The 18,397-nt window shown below is 56.7% G+C and carries 16 protein-coding genes and 1 pseudogene; 11 read left to right on the forward strand and 6 right to left on the reverse strand.

Annotated features, from left to right (window positions below; genetic code table 11):
• The first annotated feature begins 52 nt into the window (after positions 1–52).
• The gene (locus ACWFVE_RS03455) at positions 53–1,777 is read left to right on the forward strand and encodes a hypothetical protein (RefSeq protein ID WP_447527894.1); all 1,725 of its coding nucleotides are present in this window, start codon (positions 53–55) and stop codon (positions 1,775–1,777) included.
• A 49-nt stretch (positions 1,778–1,826) separates the two neighbouring features.
• Here the strand turns inward: ACWFVE_RS03455 and ACWFVE_RS03460 are convergent.
• The 5 genes and pseudogenes from ACWFVE_RS03460 to ACWFVE_RS03480 form a co-directional block, all read right to left on the reverse strand.
• Positions 1,827–2,227, reverse strand: a pseudogene (locus ACWFVE_RS03460) (transposase); the annotation flags it as partial.
• 115 nt (positions 2,228–2,342) lie between these two features.
• Positions 2,343–3,233: a pseudouridine synthase gene (locus ACWFVE_RS03465; protein WP_447527895.1), complete on the reverse strand. Its 891-nt coding sequence runs from the start codon at positions 3,231–3,233 to the stop codon at positions 2,343–2,345.
• 215 nt (positions 3,234–3,448) lie between these two features.
• On the reverse strand, positions 3,449–4,708 hold the full coding sequence (locus ACWFVE_RS03470; protein ID WP_447527896.1) for a HipA domain-containing protein: 1,260 nt from the start codon (positions 4,706–4,708) through the stop codon (positions 3,449–3,451).
• Complete coding sequence (locus tag ACWFVE_RS03475; protein WP_447527897.1) at positions 4,698–4,955, reverse strand: helix-turn-helix transcriptional regulator; 258 nt, start codon at positions 4,953–4,955, stop codon at positions 4,698–4,700. Before ACWFVE_RS03475 ends, ACWFVE_RS03470 begins: the two co-directional genes overlap by 11 nt.
• A 209-nt stretch (positions 4,956–5,164) precedes the next feature.
• Positions 5,165–5,473 (reverse strand): hypothetical protein, encoded by a 309-nt coding sequence (locus ACWFVE_RS03480; RefSeq protein ID WP_447527898.1) that lies wholly within the window; start codon positions 5,471–5,473, stop codon positions 5,165–5,167.
• Positions 5,474–5,793: 320 nt separating this feature from the next.
• Here ACWFVE_RS03480 and ACWFVE_RS03485 point away from each other — a divergent pair, with 320 nt between their 5' ends.
• The 3 genes from ACWFVE_RS03485 to ACWFVE_RS03495 all read left to right on the forward strand — a co-directional run bounded on the left by ACWFVE_RS03485 (position 5,794) and on the right by ACWFVE_RS03495 (position 8,961).
• Positions 5,794–6,927, forward strand: coding sequence for a Fic family protein (locus ACWFVE_RS03485; protein ID WP_447527899.1), 1,134 nt, complete (start codon positions 5,794–5,796; stop codon positions 6,925–6,927).
• A 196-nt stretch (positions 6,928–7,123) separates the two neighbouring features.
• Positions 7,124–7,942 (forward strand): type IV toxin-antitoxin system AbiEi family antitoxin domain-containing protein, encoded by an 819-nt coding sequence (locus ACWFVE_RS03490; RefSeq protein ID WP_447527900.1) that lies wholly within the window; start codon positions 7,124–7,126, stop codon positions 7,940–7,942.
• A 68-nt stretch (positions 7,943–8,010) separates the two neighbouring features.
• Positions 8,011–8,961: a DUF808 domain-containing protein gene (locus ACWFVE_RS03495; RefSeq protein ID WP_447527901.1), complete on the forward strand. Its 951-nt coding sequence runs from the start codon at positions 8,011–8,013 to the stop codon at positions 8,959–8,961.
• A gap of 165 nt (positions 8,962–9,126) precedes the next feature.
• On the opposite strand, the gene ACWFVE_RS03500 is transcribed toward ACWFVE_RS03495, so the two are convergent.
• Complete coding sequence (locus tag ACWFVE_RS03500) at positions 9,127–9,501, reverse strand: GFA family protein (RefSeq protein WP_447527902.1); 375 nt, start codon at positions 9,499–9,501, stop codon at positions 9,127–9,129.
• A gap of 550 nt (positions 9,502–10,051) precedes the next feature.
• Here ACWFVE_RS03500 and ACWFVE_RS03505 point away from each other — a divergent pair.
• From ACWFVE_RS03505 to ACWFVE_RS03535, 7 genes are all read left to right on the forward strand, one after another.
• Positions 10,052–11,062 (forward strand): TRAP transporter substrate-binding protein, encoded by a 1,011-nt coding sequence (locus ACWFVE_RS03505; protein ID WP_447527903.1) that lies wholly within the window; start codon positions 10,052–10,054, stop codon positions 11,060–11,062.
• Positions 11,063–11,135: 73 nt separating this feature from the next.
• On the forward strand, positions 11,136–11,639 hold the full coding sequence (locus ACWFVE_RS03510) for a TRAP transporter small permease (RefSeq protein ID WP_447527904.1): 504 nt from the start codon (positions 11,136–11,138) through the stop codon (positions 11,637–11,639).
• 4 nt (positions 11,640–11,643) lie between these two features.
• Positions 11,644–12,924, forward strand: coding sequence for a TRAP transporter large permease (locus ACWFVE_RS03515; RefSeq protein WP_447527905.1), 1,281 nt, complete (start codon positions 11,644–11,646; stop codon positions 12,922–12,924).
• Positions 12,925–12,948: 24 nt separating this feature from the next.
• Positions 12,949–14,556 (forward strand): gamma-glutamyltransferase, encoded by a 1,608-nt coding sequence (gene ggt / locus ACWFVE_RS03520; protein WP_447527906.1) that lies wholly within the window; start codon positions 12,949–12,951, stop codon positions 14,554–14,556.
• Positions 14,557–14,613: 57 nt separating this feature from the next.
• Positions 14,614–15,288, forward strand: a complete 675-nt coding sequence (locus ACWFVE_RS03525; RefSeq protein WP_447527907.1) for a TetR family transcriptional regulator — start codon at positions 14,614–14,616, stop codon at positions 15,286–15,288.
• Positions 15,289–15,481: 193 nt separating this feature from the next.
• A complete protein-coding gene (locus ACWFVE_RS03530) occupies positions 15,482–16,816 on the forward strand; it encodes an alpha/beta hydrolase family protein (protein WP_447527908.1) in 1,335 nt (444 codons plus the stop codon).
• Between the two features lie 273 nt (positions 16,817–17,089).
• The gene (locus tag ACWFVE_RS03535) at positions 17,090–18,244 is read left to right on the forward strand and encodes a GGDEF domain-containing protein (protein WP_447527909.1); all 1,155 of its coding nucleotides are present in this window, start codon (positions 17,090–17,092) and stop codon (positions 18,242–18,244) included.
• Positions 18,245–18,397: the final 153 nt, after the last annotated feature.

Genomic DNA, 18,397 nt, shown 5'->3' on the forward strand with positions numbered 1-18,397 from the left:
GTGATGCAAAAAAATTATAAGCTCTTGATTAGAAATCTTAGGGGACAAAAAAATGAAAGGCTTGCAATTTCAACGACTAGTTCTATTATCCGATTCGAAAAAACTTGCGAATCAGTTCAAGTTTCCGAAGAGATTCAATCTCGTTACCGGAAACGATAATAGTATAGGTAAATCTACTCTTGTTAAGAGCTTGTTTTGGGCCATCGGCTGTGATCCACACTTTGATCATGAATGGAAATCAAATGATGTGAAGGCTATTCTTTATTTTAAAGTTAATAATGTTAACTATATTGTTAGCCGCTATCAAAATACTATAATTTTTGGAGAGCTAAGTAAACCATTAATAAAATACTCTAAAATTACTGGTGAGTTTTCTCAAGATTTTGCCAAGGTTGTAGGGTTCGACCTTCTTCTGGCGAACAAAGAATCTAGCCTAGACTGCCCTCCCCCTGCTTTTTACTTTTTACCTTTCTATATTGATCAGAAAAAAAGCTGGAATGAACCTTGGAATGGATTTGAATATCTTTCTCAATACAGTAATTTTCGGAGAAATCTTATCAAATACTTTTGTGGTTACTTAACTCCTAAATATTTTGAAATTGAAGAGGAGGTCTACGAACAAAAGGCTCAACAGCATGCTGCCAACCAGAAGGTTAATCGTATTGGCGCTGCAATAGAAGTGCTTGCAGAGGTTGCACCTACGCAAACTATCGCGATTACTCCTTCTGAGTTTGAAGTAATTCAGCTTGAAATTGAAAGTGAACTTAAAGAATTCACCGCCCAGCAGTTTAGCCTATACGAGCAACAGTCTATATTGGCTAATGAGATACATGATTTAGAACAACAATATGTTATCGCTGTTGCTTCATCAAAAGAGTTAAATAAAGACTATATGTTTGCGGTGGAAAATATTGCTTCTGATTTGTTAGAGTGTCCTTTGTGCGGTACTGAGCATGATAATTCTCTTCTAAGTCGAGCAGGACTTTTAGCTGATAAAGAAGCTCTTGAGTTACAAGCAAATAATATTAAAGATATTTTAAAAGATAAGTATAAAGCCAGAGAAGTGCTGGTTGGAGAGATTGATTCCGTATCGTTTGAAATTGAAAGAATAAATAATAAGTATTTATCTCAATATGATAGTGCGGAAAGTGATAATGAGATTGGTTTTGAGCAAGCTTTTTACGCAGTATCTCAAAAGAAAGTGAATCAAAGCGTCGCTAAAACTAAAGAAAATTACCAGTTAAAATCTAAGCGAGCACAAGAGCAACAAAAAGAACTCAAAGCAGATCAGCGAAAGCTTATGAAAAAGAAAGATAAAGACGATTTAAATGAACTATTTATGGGTAATTTAATAAAAAATATCGAAAATATATCTGCTAAAGGCGTGAATCTTAATGGTGTTAATTCTCCTGTGGATTATAAGAAAATTCTAGGAGGAGGAGCGGCTGAAGGAACTCGCGGAACATTAGCTTACCAGTTGGCGATATTGCGCCAAATTGAATATGCCGCCCATTGTGAGTTGGCACCGTTCGTTATTGATACACCTAATCAACAGGAGCAAGCAGAACACAGATATAAAAAAGTTCTTGAAGTGATTAGGGAAAACGTTCCAAATGGGTATCAAGTGATTCTTTGTGCTATGGATAGTGATGTTTTATCTTCGTATAAAAAAGATGCTTATGTTATTAAGCTGGATAATAAACGATTATTGCAAAGCAAGTGTTACGAAACACTTCGCTATGAATACGAAGAAGTAGTCTTAGCGGCTAGCAGGTGATGCTGATCGAGAACCGCCTGCTGGCGCGCCTCGGTGACGGTTCACCGTCACGCTGCCGCCAAGCGTAGTAGCCACTGCGAGCAACCCCTAGATCGCCGCACATCTGCTGGATGCTGAGTGTCTGAAGATGCTGGTGGATGAAGGCGTACTTCACTTGAGGTGCTTGGCGAAGTACGCGGCCGCCTTTTTTGTGATTTCAATCTCTTCCGACTTCTCGGCCAGTTGTCGCTTGAGTCGAGCGTTCTCATCGGCCAGAGCTTGCTCACGTGCTGAAGCTCTTTGCTGCTGCTGGGCCTTGGCTCGCCACTGGTAGAGTTGGCTGGGCTGAAGGCCAAGCTCTCGGGCGGCGGCACTACTGCCAACACGGTCGGCGAGTGCCAGTGCCTCGGCCTTGTAGTCCTGGGAGTAGCGGGTACGGGTCTTCTTCATCGAAGCTGCTTGCCTTGCCATGGGTCACCTCGTATTAATGTACTGCCTTAACGGGGTGCCCACTGCTGCTGGGCAAGATCAGTCCGGCTCGAGACGCGCTTAGGGGAGTAAACGATAAGGGAGTGAAAACGCCGCGCTATTCAAGCGTCAAGCCACCATCGTATTCAATGCACCTGGGCTCATTGGTCACGGGATCAGTGAACGCGAAGCCCTTGGAGAGCAGCTGCAAAGGGCGCGTAACGTCATCCGGCGAGAGTGGCTGCAGCACCGGGTAGTAGCGGTCGTTCAAAATCGGCCAGCCGAGTGATTGCATGTGCAGGCGCAGCTGGTGGCGGCGCCCGCTCACGGGGTGTAATTCGAACAGCGCTTGGGTGTCGGTTTGCTTCACGCAGCGGATCACCGAATGGCTGTTGGCGTCGCCCTCACTAATCCGCATGCGAAAGCGCTTCTCGCTTGGCTCGATGCGATTCTTTACCTCCCACTCTCGACCCACCCATGACGTATTGCCGTCTACCTCGGCGATGGCCTGATAGGTCTTGTGAATTTGTCGCGACTTGAACAGCTGGTGATACAGCGCGCGGGTCTCGGGATTCAGCGAGCAAAGCACCAGTCCTGCCGTCACTCTATCCAGACGATGCACCGGCTGCAGCGCCTCGATCCCCGTGCTTTTACGCAGACGCTGTTGCAGGCACTCGTTTACGTAGCGCCCGCCGGGCGTAACGGGCAGAAAGTGCGGTTTGTAGGCCACCAGAATGTGCTCATCGCGATAGACAGTATGCTCTGCGAAGGGAATGCTCGGCTCGCTCGTTACTTCGCGATAATAGAACACGCGAAGCTGTGGCTTGAAGAATGAGGCCGGCGTAATCCAGGTGCCGTCATCGCGATGCACTTTGCCGGTGGCCATGCGCTCACGCCATGTCGCCTCATCGATGGCCGGAAACTTGAGCCGCAGATACTCCAGCACCGTCGACACACCGGGGTTGACCTGCGGCAGGCTCAGCTTCGAAGGGCGTTGGGAAATGGACATGAATGCATCACAGGTTGGGAAGGGGATGGGAGGCGTTCACGCTAGTGTAACCGAGCGAGGTTTTCGTGTCGGGCGAGACATGTCTCCTCTGTCAGCCTGGTTGTCTGGTTGGAATGCCCCGGCTTAATGGACACTTCGAAAGCCAGCCCATCGTAAATTTTTGGTTTTAAAGTCAATCACCTGCTTTCACTTAACATTACCGTAATGGCGGTGCATTATTTCGCTGACCAACGCTGGAGGAGTTTCCGGCGATTACTGGATAACCGCTTCGTTAGTCTCTCGAGTAACGTCTGTTCGGTGCCTTGGCGGGCAATCGGGCTCAGCGTAGCCAGTGTCTTTTCGATGGCTGTTGGCATGTAATCAGCGAGTTCAACGCCCTGGCGTAGGAAATAGCGTGGCTGAAAGCGTAGCGTGCGAGCCAACGCTTCCAAGTGTGAACGCTCGATGTGGCCTGGGCGGTCCTCATTGTTGATGCTCAGCGCAAAGCGATTGGAAAGGCCGCTATAAAACGTGGTGCTCATCAAGTCGTAGAACGGCGCCAACCGTGGGCCATCAGGGGTGTAAAGGATGGCGAGGTTCTTGGCGTGGCTGTCATTGTTGCCGATCAATAGATTGAAGAAGAGCCAGCCGATCAGCCGCTGCAAGTCTTTAGCCGGTGCGCCCTGTCGCTGCAAGAGGTCACGGCAGCGTATCAAGCCGGGCCCGCCGTCACTTTCGTATTTGATTGTTGAAGGCGTACCGGCGAGTTGGCAAAAATCGAGTTGGTGCAGGCGCTGCAAGTTGCCATCTGCATCGGCAATACGATCATACCGGCGCACCAGGCAGGCGCGGGTGTCGGGCTGGTAGCTCGCTTCGGCGGCGTTTAGCCCCAGCTCTGCGGCCAGCTGCATACAGAAGGTTTCATTGAGCGCGCTCGCCCAAACACCTTCAAAGCCTTGAATATCAGGCTTGAGTATATGGCTGGAAGGCGCCGACCCTTCTGGTATGGCGGGGCTTCCATCCGACGTTACCATCAACAGTAGCTTGTTTTGCGCCCCTGCGAGCGAGATACGCGGCTCGCCGTCCTGCTGCGAAAACAGAGAACTGGGTGTGTGCCTCTGTAAGTGTTCCGCCACAGTTTCCCAGCGAGTAACCCGGTAATTAGGTAAAGCCGGGGACTCATCGGGTGAAAGCAGAGTGAAGCCGCTGGCTGTGTCTCCACCGATAGCTTTCAGCAGCCCGAAAACGGTCGTGGTGTGATGACGAAGCTCGAGGTGATGGCGAAGATCACCTTCCGGCAGCAGGTTCTCGAAGTAGGCCAACACGCCATCGCCTTCATGAACCGGCTGCGAGAGCGGCAGTGACGGCGAGAGGCTGACCGCACCAGAATGCTCGCGCCATGTTGGGGTGTACTCGAAGCGCAGCGGTTGGGTATCGTAAAGCCACCCGACGAGTCTCTCGCCATGATAAACCGTTAGGGTGGCGTCACTCGCCATGGCGATTAGCCCCTTTGCGCTTCACGACGACCTCAAGCCCCATCAGGTCCAACACATCCAGCACCTTTTGCAGCTGCAGGGTGGGTTTGCCCCGTTCAAGGTCGACGATAAAGCGGTTGCCGGTGCCTGCAAGGCCGGCCAGGTCCATCTGTAACAAGCCTTGTTCAGTGCGGAGTTTACGGATCAACTGGCCCAGCTCTTCGCTTTGGCGAATGGTCGTGGGGGAAGGGGCGTTATCGATTGGCATAGGGCGCCTGCTTGTGATTACCGTTCGGTAATAATAGGCGCGGTTTTGGTACGTAGCAATCACATAATTACCGTTCGGTAACTTTTACGCTTATAAAGCAAAGCGGCTACTTTTAAATTACCGTTCGGTAATTATTACGCGCGGCGGGATCAGATACTGGAGCGTAACCACTGTACTGCTTAACAGATCAAAAACAGCTTTCAAGGGGTTCAGTAAGCGACGCTTACACAATTGTCCTGATACAGCGGGGCATCGGTGCCAAGCGCTAGCCGCTTAGTGGCGCTGTTGTAATAGAAGCGGCCGGACTCGGCGTCTGAAAGCGCGTAGTCGCCACACACGCCATAGCCCTTGTTGACGCGCTCCAAGTCAGAGATGTCGGCCGGTGCTTGGCTTTCAAGGCGTTCGGCTATCGTCGCGGCGATGTGGGCATCGCGCTGGGCCTCGGAGTAGGCTTGGCTTCCGAATATTAGGCCCGCCACGACGAAAATGGCGACGACGGGAATCCATAGGTTGTGCATAGCGTGTCCAGTGAGAGGGTAGGGAAGTGTATCAATTCGGCCGAGAAATTATTTAGCAGGATAATAACTTTTTGCGCAGCCCATTTCATTGATTGGCGAGGGTTTGGTCGTCACCAAGGGCGTTCGAGAACCTGAAGACACTCAGCGGCTCTATGAGAATGAAGGTTCCAGGGTAGCTTTGGTCAGCTTCATGGCGGTTTACTTAAAGTCGATGCAGTGGGTCGTCCGACAACTTTGGCTTTGCCGTCGATTAGCGTTTGAGCCGAATAAACGCCATAATCGGCTCATAATTTGATTCGAATAAGCGTGGTAATCGGCTCATGCATATATGGGAGCAACGCAACTGGCCTTTATTCGAGTGGGATGAGCCCACTTTGCGCCCCCTGCTGAATGCCATAAGGCTGTTGCAAGGCCGTGTGGTCGGTCGAACGGATGCGACACCCGAACACACGGATCTAAACGTGGAAATGGATGCGCTCATTCAGAACGCTATTCGCACTAGCGAGATCGAGGGGGAGCGGTTGGACGTGGGGTCCGTGCGCTCATCGGTGGCTCGCCATTTGGGGTTAGAGCAGGCAGGCGTTACTCACCGAACCACGCCGGAATCTGAAGCGCTGATCGAGCTGCTGCTTCAATCGACCCATCAGCCCGATGATCCCCTCTCCCTGAAGCAGCTATGCCACTGGCAGTCTTTGCTCTTCGTGCAGCGTCCTGGTCTGATAAGCGAGGTACGCGTTAATGAGCTACGCGGCGATCATCCCATGCAGGTCGTTTCGGGTCGGATAGATCGTCCGAAGGTACATTTTGAGGCGCCACCGCGTGCTCAGTTGGAAGCGGAACTCGAGGCGTTCCTTGAGTGGTTCAATCATCCACCGGAAGGGCTCGATCCTTTGGTGCGTGCCGGTATCGCCCACCTTTGGCTGATTACACTGCATCCGTTTGATGACGGTAACGGGCGCGTTACGCGTGCAGTGACCGATCGAGCGCTGGCCCAGGCTGAGCGGCAGTCCGTGCGCTTTTATTCACTCAGCGCGGCAATCATGGCCCGGCGCGAGGCCTACTACGATCATCTTGAACGTACTCAGAAGGGCGGGCTGAATATCACACCCTGGCTTGCGTGGTTTCTGGATACACTCAAAGAGGCACTCGAACAGGCACTATTGCGTATTGACCGGGTGCTGCTGAAAACGCATTTCTGGCAGCGCCATGCCACCACGGTATTAAGTGCGCGGCAGATCAAGATACTCAATCGGTTACTGGATAACGCGGGGGAAGAGTTCGTACAAGGTATCAATGCGCGCAAGTACCAGGCACTGGCTAAGGTGAGTAAGGCGACCGCCACGCGAGATATGACCGAGTTGGTGGAAAAGGGCTGCTTTTACAAGCTGCCTGGTGGTGGGCGTAGTACGCGTTATGCGGTGTTACTTGGGCGAACTGTGGAGGGCTCTTTGTAGTGGCGATCTTTGCTGTTTAAGGGTGATCGTTACTGAAAGGGGGGGATTAAGCAAGCAGCTAACTCATACTATGACCACAAGGCACTTCAAGGATTTGTTTATTAAATGCCTTATAAAGTCACTCTGAGTGACTTTTTTTGTTGTTTATTAAACTCGGCCCATTGTGTCGGTTTATAGAAAGTGTATTTTAGTCATTATGAGTGATCAAAATGATGGAAAATTAAACCGCCTGCTTACAGGACTAAACGATACCGGCGTGGTTTCCAGCCGGTGGCTAAGAGCGCATGGCTATTACAGTAGCTTGTTGGCCCGCTATGTCGCTAGTGGTTGGCTGGTCTCCCCGGCGCGTGGTGTGTACATGCGTAAAGGAGGCTCTTTGAAATGGGAAGGGGTGGTGCGCACGGTGCAAGAGACGGAGGGTTTGTCGCTGCATATAGGTGGGCGCTTTGCGTTGGCTTGGCTGGGGCATGAGCACTACCTACGGTTGGGCGAAGCCGCCGTTATCACACTCTTCGGGCCGGATCGCTTGCCAGGGTGGGTATGCAAGTTGCCGTTGGTGGAACGGGTCGACTACTGCGGCAAAGGACCTTTTGATCTACCTGATATTCCACTTACTGATAAGACAACGGATCAGGCGTTGCTGAACCTGGGGCTGGAACGGCGTGAAGCGATGCCGAGCGGTGTGCTGGTGTGTTCGACACCGGAACGAGCCATGCTGGAGATGTGTGATGAGGTGTCTGATGCGGGTGGGGTCTACGAAGTGGATGCATTAATGCAGGCCATGGCCACCCTACGCCCTCAGCGGCTTGAAATGCTGTTGCGCCATTGCCACAGCATCAAGGCTAAGCGTCTGTTTCTCGCGCTGGCCGAGCGTCATGGGCACGCCTGGTTTTCGCACCTATCGATAGAGGGGGTGAATCTCGGCCGTGGGAAGCGTTCGCTGGTTCCAGGTGGCCGCCTGCATCCCACGTATCACATTGTCCTGCCGGGAGACCTTGATGAGCAGCTGGGATAAAAGACGCGCTCCGCCCAAGTCGCTATGTGCTTTACTATCTACACCTGTTATTCACGGAGAAAACATCCATGGCCATAGGCGGCTTGATTGGATTGCTGGATGACATTGCCGCCCTGGCGAAGCTGGCTGCCGCGTCACTGGACGATGTAAGTGCAGCCGCTGGGCGGGCAACGGCGAAGGCGGCCGGGGTGGTGGTCGATGATACGGCGGTAACGCCGCAATATTTGCACGGGGTAACGGCAGAGCGTGAGCTTTCGATCGTGAAGCAGATCGCGCTGGGCTCCATTCGCAACAAGCTGATCATTATCCTGCCGGTGGCGCTGCTCCTGAATCACTTTTTGCCCATGCTATTGCCGATCATCCTGATGGTGGGCGGCACCTACCTGGCCTTCGAGGGCGCGGAAAAGGTCTGGCACAAGCTCTCTGGTCAGCAGGACGACGACAAGCCAGCGGTCGAAAAGGGGCCGGAGGCCGAGAAAAAGATCGTGAGTGGTGCCGTTCGTACTGACCTGATTCTGTCTGCGGAAATCATGGTGATCGCACTTTCCACGGTTTCTCATCAAGGGTTCTGGTCACAGCTGGTGAGTCTGATCGTGGTCGCGTTGGTCATCACCATTTTGGTGTATGGCGTGGTAGCGCTGCTGGTCAGGATGGATGATATCGGCCTGAAGCTCGCCCAGCGGGATAATTCGGGAATTCAGGCACTGGGCCGTGGTTTGGTGACAGCCATGCCCAAGGTGCTAGCGACCATCTCTGTGGTGGGCACCATCGCCATGCTCTGGGTGGGTGGACATATCCTGATGGCCAACCTGGGGGCGGATGGCACGGGGTGGTTCAACGCGCCCTACGATTGGGTTCACCATATCGAGCATGACATTGGCGAAGCAACCGGTGCCCTGGGCGGCCTGCTGGGCTGGAGCTTCAATACGCTGTGTTCTGCGCTCATTGGCTTTTTGGTGGGCTCGGGGGTAGTGGGAACGTTTCACCTCGTTCCCTTCAAGAAGGCACATTCGCCGTAGTGGAGGCCGCAACGGGCGTATCAGGCATCAAGAGCCTGATACCTTGAATCGGCTGTGCCAGGCTGCTTCGACGTCGTTTGCACTACAATCCACGCAGCTTCGGGTGGGTGATGGCCTGTGGTAAAAGGCTATTTAAATCCAATATTTTATTGGTTAAAGCGCTTTTCAATCTTCCCGATCCCGCTCATAACGCGCCACCCCAGAAAAGCAGGGCAACCAATCCTCGCGGCGAATGTTCCAGAGCTCATAAATTGGCTGTAGCTGGCTGGGTTCATCAAGGGCGCCAAGGTGAATTTCGATTTCCTCTTCGCTGACTGACCAAACCGATGAGCCGCACACAGGGCAGAAGTAGCGCCCTTTGTAGCTGTGCGGTTCGCCTTCGATCGTGACGGCTTGCCTGGGGTAATCCGCCGCCGCATAGAAAAGCGCCCCGTGGTGTTTGCGGCAATCTATGCAGTGGCAGATGCCTACACTCAGCGGTTCGCCATTGGCTTTGAATCGCACCTTGCCGCACAAGCAGCCACCGGTTAGTTGCTTCATTCCTCACCCCCGCAAGACGTATTCACTCAAGGTAGACCGTTCTTTCAGCTTTGCTTTACGCCGTCATTTTAAGGTTGCCGGTAAGAGCGCTATTTGAGTTCGACTGCATCTAGTGAACCGGAAGTACACCTAAAGAGAAAAAGCTAAAGAAAAAGGTGTAAAGCATACGGCTACTACCCTGTGAGCTAAATACTGACTTCATTCGGCTCGTTTTTTGAGCCGAATAAGCGCTGTAATTGGCTCATCTCTAAATAGGTCGTACTGATAAGAGCAGCCTATAGCGCGTTTCGTCTGAGAAGGCTTCTTTCTCGACCACGGGCAATGTAGCAGCGCGGTGTCCAAGCGAGCACCTGCCCAATGTCGCACCACCTTTGGGCTTCAGGCACTTATGTGGTGCGACGAAGTGGCTTATGAAAGCGGTCAGACCCCCGAAATACAGTTATTTTGGATATGGCACAGTCCTTGCTAAGTACTGAGGTAAGTAAACAGTTACTTAACTCAATCAACCTGGAGCGCGACGTCCATCGGCGCCTCGGCAAGGGATCACACCATGAAAACGCAACTCAAGAACGCCAAGCTGAAAACACTCGCCTATAGCGTGGCATTGGGCGCTTTGACCTTCGCCGGCGTGGCAAATGCCAATACGCACATGAAATTCCACCACGACCTGCCGGAAGATAGCGCCCAGCACTTGGCGGCGGAGCGCTTCAAGCAGGCCGTGGAGGAGCGCAGCGACGGTGAGATCACCGTACAGCTCTTTCCCAACAACACGCTGGGTGACGATGTCGAGGTGACCCAGCAGATGCAGATGGGCGCGGTGGAGGCGGCCATCATCCCCACGGCCAAGCTTTCGGGCTTCGTGCCCGCCATGCAGATCGTCGACTTGCCGTTTCTGTTCCCTTCGCCGGACGTCGCCCACACCGTGCTGGATGGCCAGGCCGGTGACTATCTGCTCGCCACCACCGAGCAGGTGGGCCTGAAGGGCGTCACGTTCTGGGAGAGCGGGTTCAAGCAGTTCACCTGTAACCACGCCATCGAGGGCCCGGAAAGCTTTGAAGGCCAGAAAGTGCGCGTCATGCAAAGCCCGATCATCATGGAGCAGTTCAGCGCCATGGGCGCCAACCCGGTGCCTATCGCTTTCGGTGAAACCTACAACGCCCTGCAGCAGCGCGTGGTGGACTGCCAAGAGAACCCGCTGGTCTCGATTACCCAGATGCGGTTTTTCGAAGTGCAGTCGGATGTGGTCATCAGTAACCACGCGTATCTGGGCTACGCGTTCCTGTTCAGCCAGCGCTGGTTCGATGGCCTAAGTGAAGACGACCAGGCGCTGCTGACCGAGGTCGCTCGCGAAGCCACGACCTTCCAGCGTGAAGAGACCGCCCGCCGCGAAGAGGGTTACATCGCCACCATCGAAGAAAGCGGCACTAACGTCAGCTCCCTCGATGACGAGCAGCTGGCGGCGTTTCGCGAGGCGACTGCATCGGTTCACGAGGCCTTCGCCAGCGAGATCGGCATGGATCTGATGGACGAGTTCCAGCAGGCGATCGCCAACGCCGAGTAATACGCCCGCCGCAAGAGGGTCGGTATTCCGCTGGCCCTCTTTTCTTTGAAGTGTTCCTCATTGGGAGTGCGCCATGCGCAAACTTGATGCTTGGCTGTCGCGCAGCGAGGAGGTCGTGATCGGCCTGCTGATTTTCTCAGCTGCGCTCATTCTCTTTGCCAACGTGGTGGCCCGCTACGTGTTCAACGACGGGTTCTCCTGGGCGGAGGAGCTGGTGCGCTACCAGATCGTCTGGATGGTGCTGCTGGGCGCCAGTGTGGCCGCCCGCCAGGGTATTCACATCGGTATCGATATTCTGCGCCGCTTCAGCCCGCCGCCCATCGCCCGGGGGCTTGAGTTACTGGTCCACGCGATCTCGATCGGCTTCTGCGCTTTTTTGGTGTTCTACGGCTTTCAGCTCACCGAACAGACCCATCGGTTCGGCCAGGTCAGCTCGGCGCTGCAGGCGCCCATGTGGGTCGTACAGCTGGCCATTCCCGTGGGCGCTTTGCTGATGGGTATTCGCTTTACCCAGCACTTTTTCCGCGTCCTGCTCGGCCGCCGCCAAGCCGACACCCACCTCGATCAGATTGGATGAACCCATGGTTATCACGTTTCTAGTGCTGTTGGCGGTGTTGATGCTGGTGGGCGCGCCGATCTTCATCGCTCTGGCCGGCTCGGTCATGGCGGCGATGGGCAGCTTCAGCCACATTCCGCTGGCCATCGTCGTCGAGCGGCTGTTCGCGGGGCTGGATAAGTTTCCGCTCATGGCCATTCCGTTTTTCATCCTCACCGGCAGCTTGATGAGCGCCGGCGGGCTTTCGCAGCGCATCATCCGCTTCGCCAACCTGCTGGTGGGCCGCTTTACCGGCGGCATGGGGATGACGGCGGTGTCGTCGAGTATGTTCTTCGGCGCCATTTCCGGCTCCAGCCCGGCCACGGTGGTGGCGGTGGGCTCGCTGCTCTACCCGGCCATGCGCAAGGAGGGCTACTCCGGGCCGTTCTCGATCGGCGTGCTGGTGTCGTCTGGCTCGCTTGGCATCATCATTCCACCCTCGGTGGTGATGATCGTCTACGCGGCGGTCACCGGGGTGTCGGTCGGGGCGCTGTTCATGGCGGGGGTCGGGGCGGGGCTTTTATACGCCGCGTGCTTTCTGCCGTACTGCTGGTATCGCGCCAAGAAAGACGGCGTCGCGCCGATGGACCCGCCCAGCTGGCGCGAGGTGCTGGCCGGGCTGAAAGACGCCTCCTGGGGCCTGGGCGTGCCCGTCGTGGTGCTGGGCGGCATTTACCTGGGGATCTTCACGCCCACCGAGGCCGCCGCCGTGTCGGTGGTCTACGCATTGCTGGTCTCGGCGCTAATCTACCGCGAGAAAAGCTTCAAAGAACTGTTCCAGAGCATGATCGACGCGGCGACCACGACCGCCCAGGTGATGATCATTCTCTCGGCGGCGTCGGTGCTGGCCTGGTTTCTGACCAGTAACGGCCTGGCGACCACGCTTGCCAATACCATCCTGTCGCTCTCCGAGAACCCCTACCACATCTTCTTGCTGATCAACGTAACGGTGTTGATCGCCGGTATGTTCCTGGACGCCTCCTCGATCATGGTGATTCTCGCGCCGCTGTTCTACACGGTGGGTATGCGCATTGGTATCGACCCGGTTCATCTGGGGGCGGTGCTCACCGTGAACGGAGCGATCGGCATGTTCACGCCGCCCTTCGGGCTCAATCTGTTCGTGGCGGGCACGTTGGAAGGTGTGGATTACATGCAGACGGTGCGCGGGGCGCTGCCCTTCATCGGCATCGCGCTCGTTGCCTTGCTGCTGCTGACCTACATTCCGGCGGTTAGCATGTGGCTCCCCAATATGGTGTACGGCGGCTAAACGCCTGGAACAAGGATAATGACAGTGGCAACTTCCACGAAGACGGCCTCGGCCCTGGCGCACTCCCAGGAAGGCGTGGTGACCAGCCCGCACACCCTGGCAACTAGAGCCGGTCGCGAGGTACTGCGCCAGGGCGGCAACGCCGTCGAGGCGGCGATTACCATGGGCGCCTGCCTGGCGGTCACCTACCCGCACTTTACCGGCCTGGGCGGCGATGCCTTCATGATCATCGCCGACGCCCAGGGCGGGGTGCGCACGCTCTCTGGCATCGGCCAAGCGCCCAAGGCCAAGCTTGAACACGCTGGCGCGCTGCCCGCCCGGGGGCCAGGCTCGATGCTCACCACGGCGGCCACGGTGGATACCTGGGGGCAGGCCCAGGCGATATCGCGCCAACACTGTGGCGGCCAAATGAGCTGGCAGGCTTTGCTGGAACCCGCCATTGGGCTGGCCGAGGCGGGCTTCGAGGTCACGCCTTCGCAGCGCTTCTGGCTCGATTTCCGCCGTGACGAGATGGCGACGATGCCCGGTGTACAGGCGCTGTTCATGGCGAAGGGCAAAATGCCCGAGCAGGGCGATATTCTTCGCCAGCCGGAACTGGCCGCGTCGCTGCGCTCGATGGCCACGAACGGCTACCGGGATTTCTACGAAGGCGCGTTGGGGGCGAAGATAGCTGCCGGGCTTGCGGCGGCGGGTTCGCCACTGACGGCAAAGGACCTGGCGGCCACCCGGGCGCGGGTCGAGGCGCCGCTTTCGATGCCTTACCGGGGTGGCGAGCTGCTGGCGCATCGCCCGCCCACCCAGGGTATGACGACGCTGGAGATCATGGGTATTCTCGAGCGCTTCGACTTTACCGGCATCGAAGAGGGCAGTGCGGACTACTACCACCTGCTGGTCGAGGCGGTGAAGCGCGCCTTTCTGGATCGCAACGCTCACCTGGCCGACCCGGACTTTGCCTCAGTACCCGTCGATGAGCTGCTTTCGTCAGCGCACCTCGAAGCGCAGGCCGCCCATATTGAGACGGATAAAGCATTGGCGTGGCCGCACGAATATCAGCACGGCGATACGGTGTACCTGGCGGCTTCGGATCGTTTCGGTAACGCCGTCTCGATGCTGCAGACGATCTACTACGACTGGGGCAGCGGCGTCAGCGTGGGCGATACGGGCATTCTTTGGCACAACCGGGGGGCGGCGTTCAGCGCGGACCCAACGCACCCCAACGCGCTGGCGCCGGGCAAGCGCCCCTTTCATACTCTGAACCCGGGCATGTACCGCGTCGGTGGCAAGCCGCGCTTGCTGTACGGCACCCAAGGGGCGGACGGCCAGCCCCAAACCCTGGCGGCGGTGCTGACCCGCCTGATCGACTACGGCCTGGACCCGCTCACCGCGCTGAAAAAACCGCGCTTTCTATTAGGGCGCACTTTCTCCGACGGGCGTGATACGTTGAAACTGGAAGAGGACGCGGGAGAGGCGGTCTTTTCCGAGCTGACCCGGGGCGGCCATCAGGTGAGCCCGCTGCCCGCCCAGAGCGCGCTGGCCGGCCACCCCGGGGCGGTGGTCATCGACCCCGCCAAAGGCCTTTACGCCGCCCACGACCCGCGCAGCGACGGCATCGCGCTAGGCCTGTCGTTATAGATAGTTCGAGACGGTTCGAGACAGCAATAGACAACAACAGAGAACAAGGATGTCCCCATGAACGACCGCGAGGCGCTGGGCGAGGCACCGCCCGCCCGCCCCGAGAAACCCCGTCGTAACGCGGGTGAGACCCGCGAGCGCCTGATGCAGGCGGCCACGCAGGAGTTTTGCGAATGTGGTTTCGACGGCGCCCGGATGCAGCGCATCGTGCGCGCCGCGGCGTGCAACGTGCGAATGGCGTACCACTACTTCGGCGACAAGGAAGGTCTTTACCTGGCGGTGCTGGAGCGCGTCTACGAGGAGCTGCGGGCCAAGGAGAAAGCGCTCAACCTGGGCGGCCTGGAGCCGGTGGCGGGTATGCAGGCGCTGGTCGAGTTCACGTTTGACCACATGGCCGAGCACCCGGAGTTCACAAGCCTGGTGCGCAACGAGAACCTGCTGGGTGGGCGCATGCTGCGAAAATCCGCCACGGTGGTGCAGCAAACCACGCCGCTGGTGGGCATGATCCGCGATACTCTCGAACGCGGCGAGGCGGCCGGGGTGTTTCGTAGCGCCGTCGACCCCACCCAGCTCTACATCTCGATTCTTTCGCTGTCGATCATTCACATCAATCAGCGCGACACGCTATCGATCATCTTCGAGCAGGACCTGGCTGACGTGCAGTGGCTTTCTCAGCGTCGCACCCACGCGGTCGAGGTCATTCTCTCTTATCTTTGTGTCGATCTCGGGTGACTTCATGGCCCTGCTCCTGACCCGCTCCATCAAGCTTCAGAAAGCCAGTCGATGCATGAGACGGGCATGGAGCTGCGCCACCTTCAACTTCGGTAGCAGGGTAATCGTTTGGCCGCGGTGGTAGGGTTGAGTGGGCTTGAGGCTTTGTGGCTCGGGCCACTCGATTAACCAAACCAGCGTTGAGGAGGCGTGTATGAAGGCGAATGGCAGGTGGGTAGCAGGCTCTATACTGCTGACGGTCATGGCGGCACCGGCGATGGCAGAAAACCGCATCGATACGGTGCGCCCGGATGCCCCGGAATTGGCGGCCTACGGTGAATACCCGGTGGGCGTGCGCGAGCTGACGCTGACCCACGAGGATCAGATCGATATCGCCAACGTGGCCGAGGACGCGACATCAACGGATGAGATGCCGCGCTACGACCGTCCGCTGCCGGTCGAAGTGTGGTACCCGGCAAGCGATGACGCCGAGGGGAGCACCACGCTCGAGGCGTACCTGCGCGATGGCAAGACGCGGGTCGAACTCCAGGGCCAGGGGATGCGGGACGCGCCGCCGGCTCAAACGGATGCGCCGTACCCGCTGGTGATCGTATCCCACGGCTATCCGGGCAACCGCTTTTTGCTGTCCCCCCTTGCCGAGAACCTCGCCTCCAAGGGGTATGTGGTCGTCTCGATCGACCATACGGACACCACCTACAGCACCTTGAGCTCCTTCGCGTCGGCGCTGGTGAACCGCTCAAATGATCAGACGTTCGTGCTCGATGAGGTCGCCCGGCTCGGCCAAGCGCCGGAGAGCTTTCTGAACGGCCTGGTCGATGACGACCATACCGCGCTGGTCGGCTACTCCATGGGGGCTTACGGCACGCTGGTGTCCGCCGGGGTCGGGCTTACGGCGCAGGCGGTCGAGGCGGACGACGGCATGTGGCAAGCGCCCGCCGGCACCCTCGAGCAGTACCGCTTCGATACCACGGCTTTTCAGGAGCGTTTCGACCCGCGCATCAAGACCGCCGTCGTGTTTGCCCCGGCCGGGTACTCCTCGGGCTTTTTCGATGAAGAAACGATGAAAGGGCTGAATGTGCCCACGCTCTTCGTGGGCGGCTCGAACGATGACACCGTCGGTTATGAAGAGGGCGTTTTACCGGCATGGCAAAACGCAGAAGGCGTCGAGCGGGGCCTGTTGATCTTCGAAGGCGCCAACCACAATGTCGGCGCGCCGATGCCCGCACCCAAAGAGGCCTGGGTAGAGAGCGAGGCGGTGGGCTTCAACCTGGCCATGCACTACACCGATTTCGTTTGGGATAGCGTGCGGATGAACAACGTGTCGGCGCATTTCGTGACGGCCTGGCTTGGTCAGTACCTGAAAGACGAAGAGGCCATGTCGGCCTATCTGGATCTCGTACCGTCCTCCAACGACGGCGTATGGCGCATGAAAGAGGGCGAACCAACCCCGGAGCACACCTACTGGACCGGGTTCCCGGAGCGCTCTGCTCAAGCGCTGCATTTTGATTTTCTGGAGGCCGAGCGGTAAATCAAGCCGCTAGTGGCCATCGGCCCCTTGTTGGGGGCCAGAGTGTTTTCTTGATCGGCAAAGCCGTCGTCTGCTCTTTTGTAATCGACGTATCGGTTGGCAGAGAAGGCGACGGCGACACGCTCCAAGGGCATTGGATCGCGGGTTTTCGAGGGCGCTGATTGCGGCTAAGGCATTCGGTGGACGTGGCCCGTCGGGCGGGTTATTGTCTTCAAACGCTGCAATAAGGGCTGGCCAATGCTAATTGCGATAAAAAAGATGGGGTCATTGGGCGTGGAAGGAAACCCCGTCAGGGTTCGCCGGCAAATAGAGCTTTGTAACCAGCTTGGCCTGTTCGGCACGTTGGCCACTATCCCCTATCAACTGTTCTATATTGGCTACGACCTCGACTTCTATCGCGGCATTTTTGCGGCTAATCTGCTGTTCATGGTGGGCTACCTGTCGGTGTTGCCGCTTAACCATTGCCGACGCTATAGAAGCGCTAGAAAGTTGCTGGTCGTGAATGTGTGTATCCAGCTGTTCGTCGTGACGCTTTTCATTAGCGCTGAAGCCGGCGTGCACCTTTTTTACTTTTGTTTAGCGTCGATTCTGGTGTTTCTGTTCGAGCAGCTACGGGTAGGTACTTACCTGGTGCTGATGACCCTGGTCGGCGCGCTCTACATTGCCGCTCACTTCATGTTTCCACCGGCGGTGGCGCTCACGCCGGTGCCATCGCCCTGGGTCGATGTCATGTACGCCGCTAGCGTCGCGGGTGTGCTGTCTTTGCAGGCTGGGCTTTTGTATCTGCTGCTTCAGCAGATCGACAGTGCCGAAGATGAGCTGACGCACAAAAACGAGCATCTCGAGGCGCAGAGTAATACCGACCCTTTGACCGGGTTGGCGAACCGGCGGCTGCTCGATCGAACGCTCGAACGGGAGTGGTCGAGGCTGGCGTTTCAGGCGGGGGAGCTATCGCTGATCATGTGCGATGTCGATCACTTCAAAAGCTTCAACGATCGTTACGGCCACGGAGAGGGAGACGAGTGCCTGGAGCGGATCGCCGCGACACTCGAGCTTACGTTCGCCCGGCCGACGGACCTGGTGGCGCGCTATGGGGGTGAAGAGTTCGCCTGCGTGCTGCCCTTTACCGATGAGCAAGGTGCTCGTTATCTGGGCAACAAGATCGTCGAAGCGGTTCGAGACCTGAATATTTTAAACGCCGACACGCACGCTGGCCGGGTGACCATCAGCGTAGGCGTCTCTAGCGTCGCCCCGGCGTATCTCGAGGCCCGCTCAAAAAACGACAAACAACTGCTCAAATGCGCGGACCAGGCGCTTTACCAGGCCAAGGCCCAGGGCCGCGATCAGGTCGCGTTTTTGGCATGCTCGGCGGCCGAGCGCTCGCCCGAGCGGCCCAGGCCACCGAGTGAAAGACGCAGCACGACGTAATTTTTATCGGCGTCCTTTCTATCGACGTCCTTCCTATCGACGTACTCCTCATTATCGTTCATTTGCTCGGCTTGGTATCAAGAACCCCCGTGCCAGGCCGATAAAGTCTGATTGGGGGAGCGATTGCCGGTGTCGGACGGTCGTCGCTTCCCC

The organism is Vreelandella mediterranea (assembly GCF_970647075.1).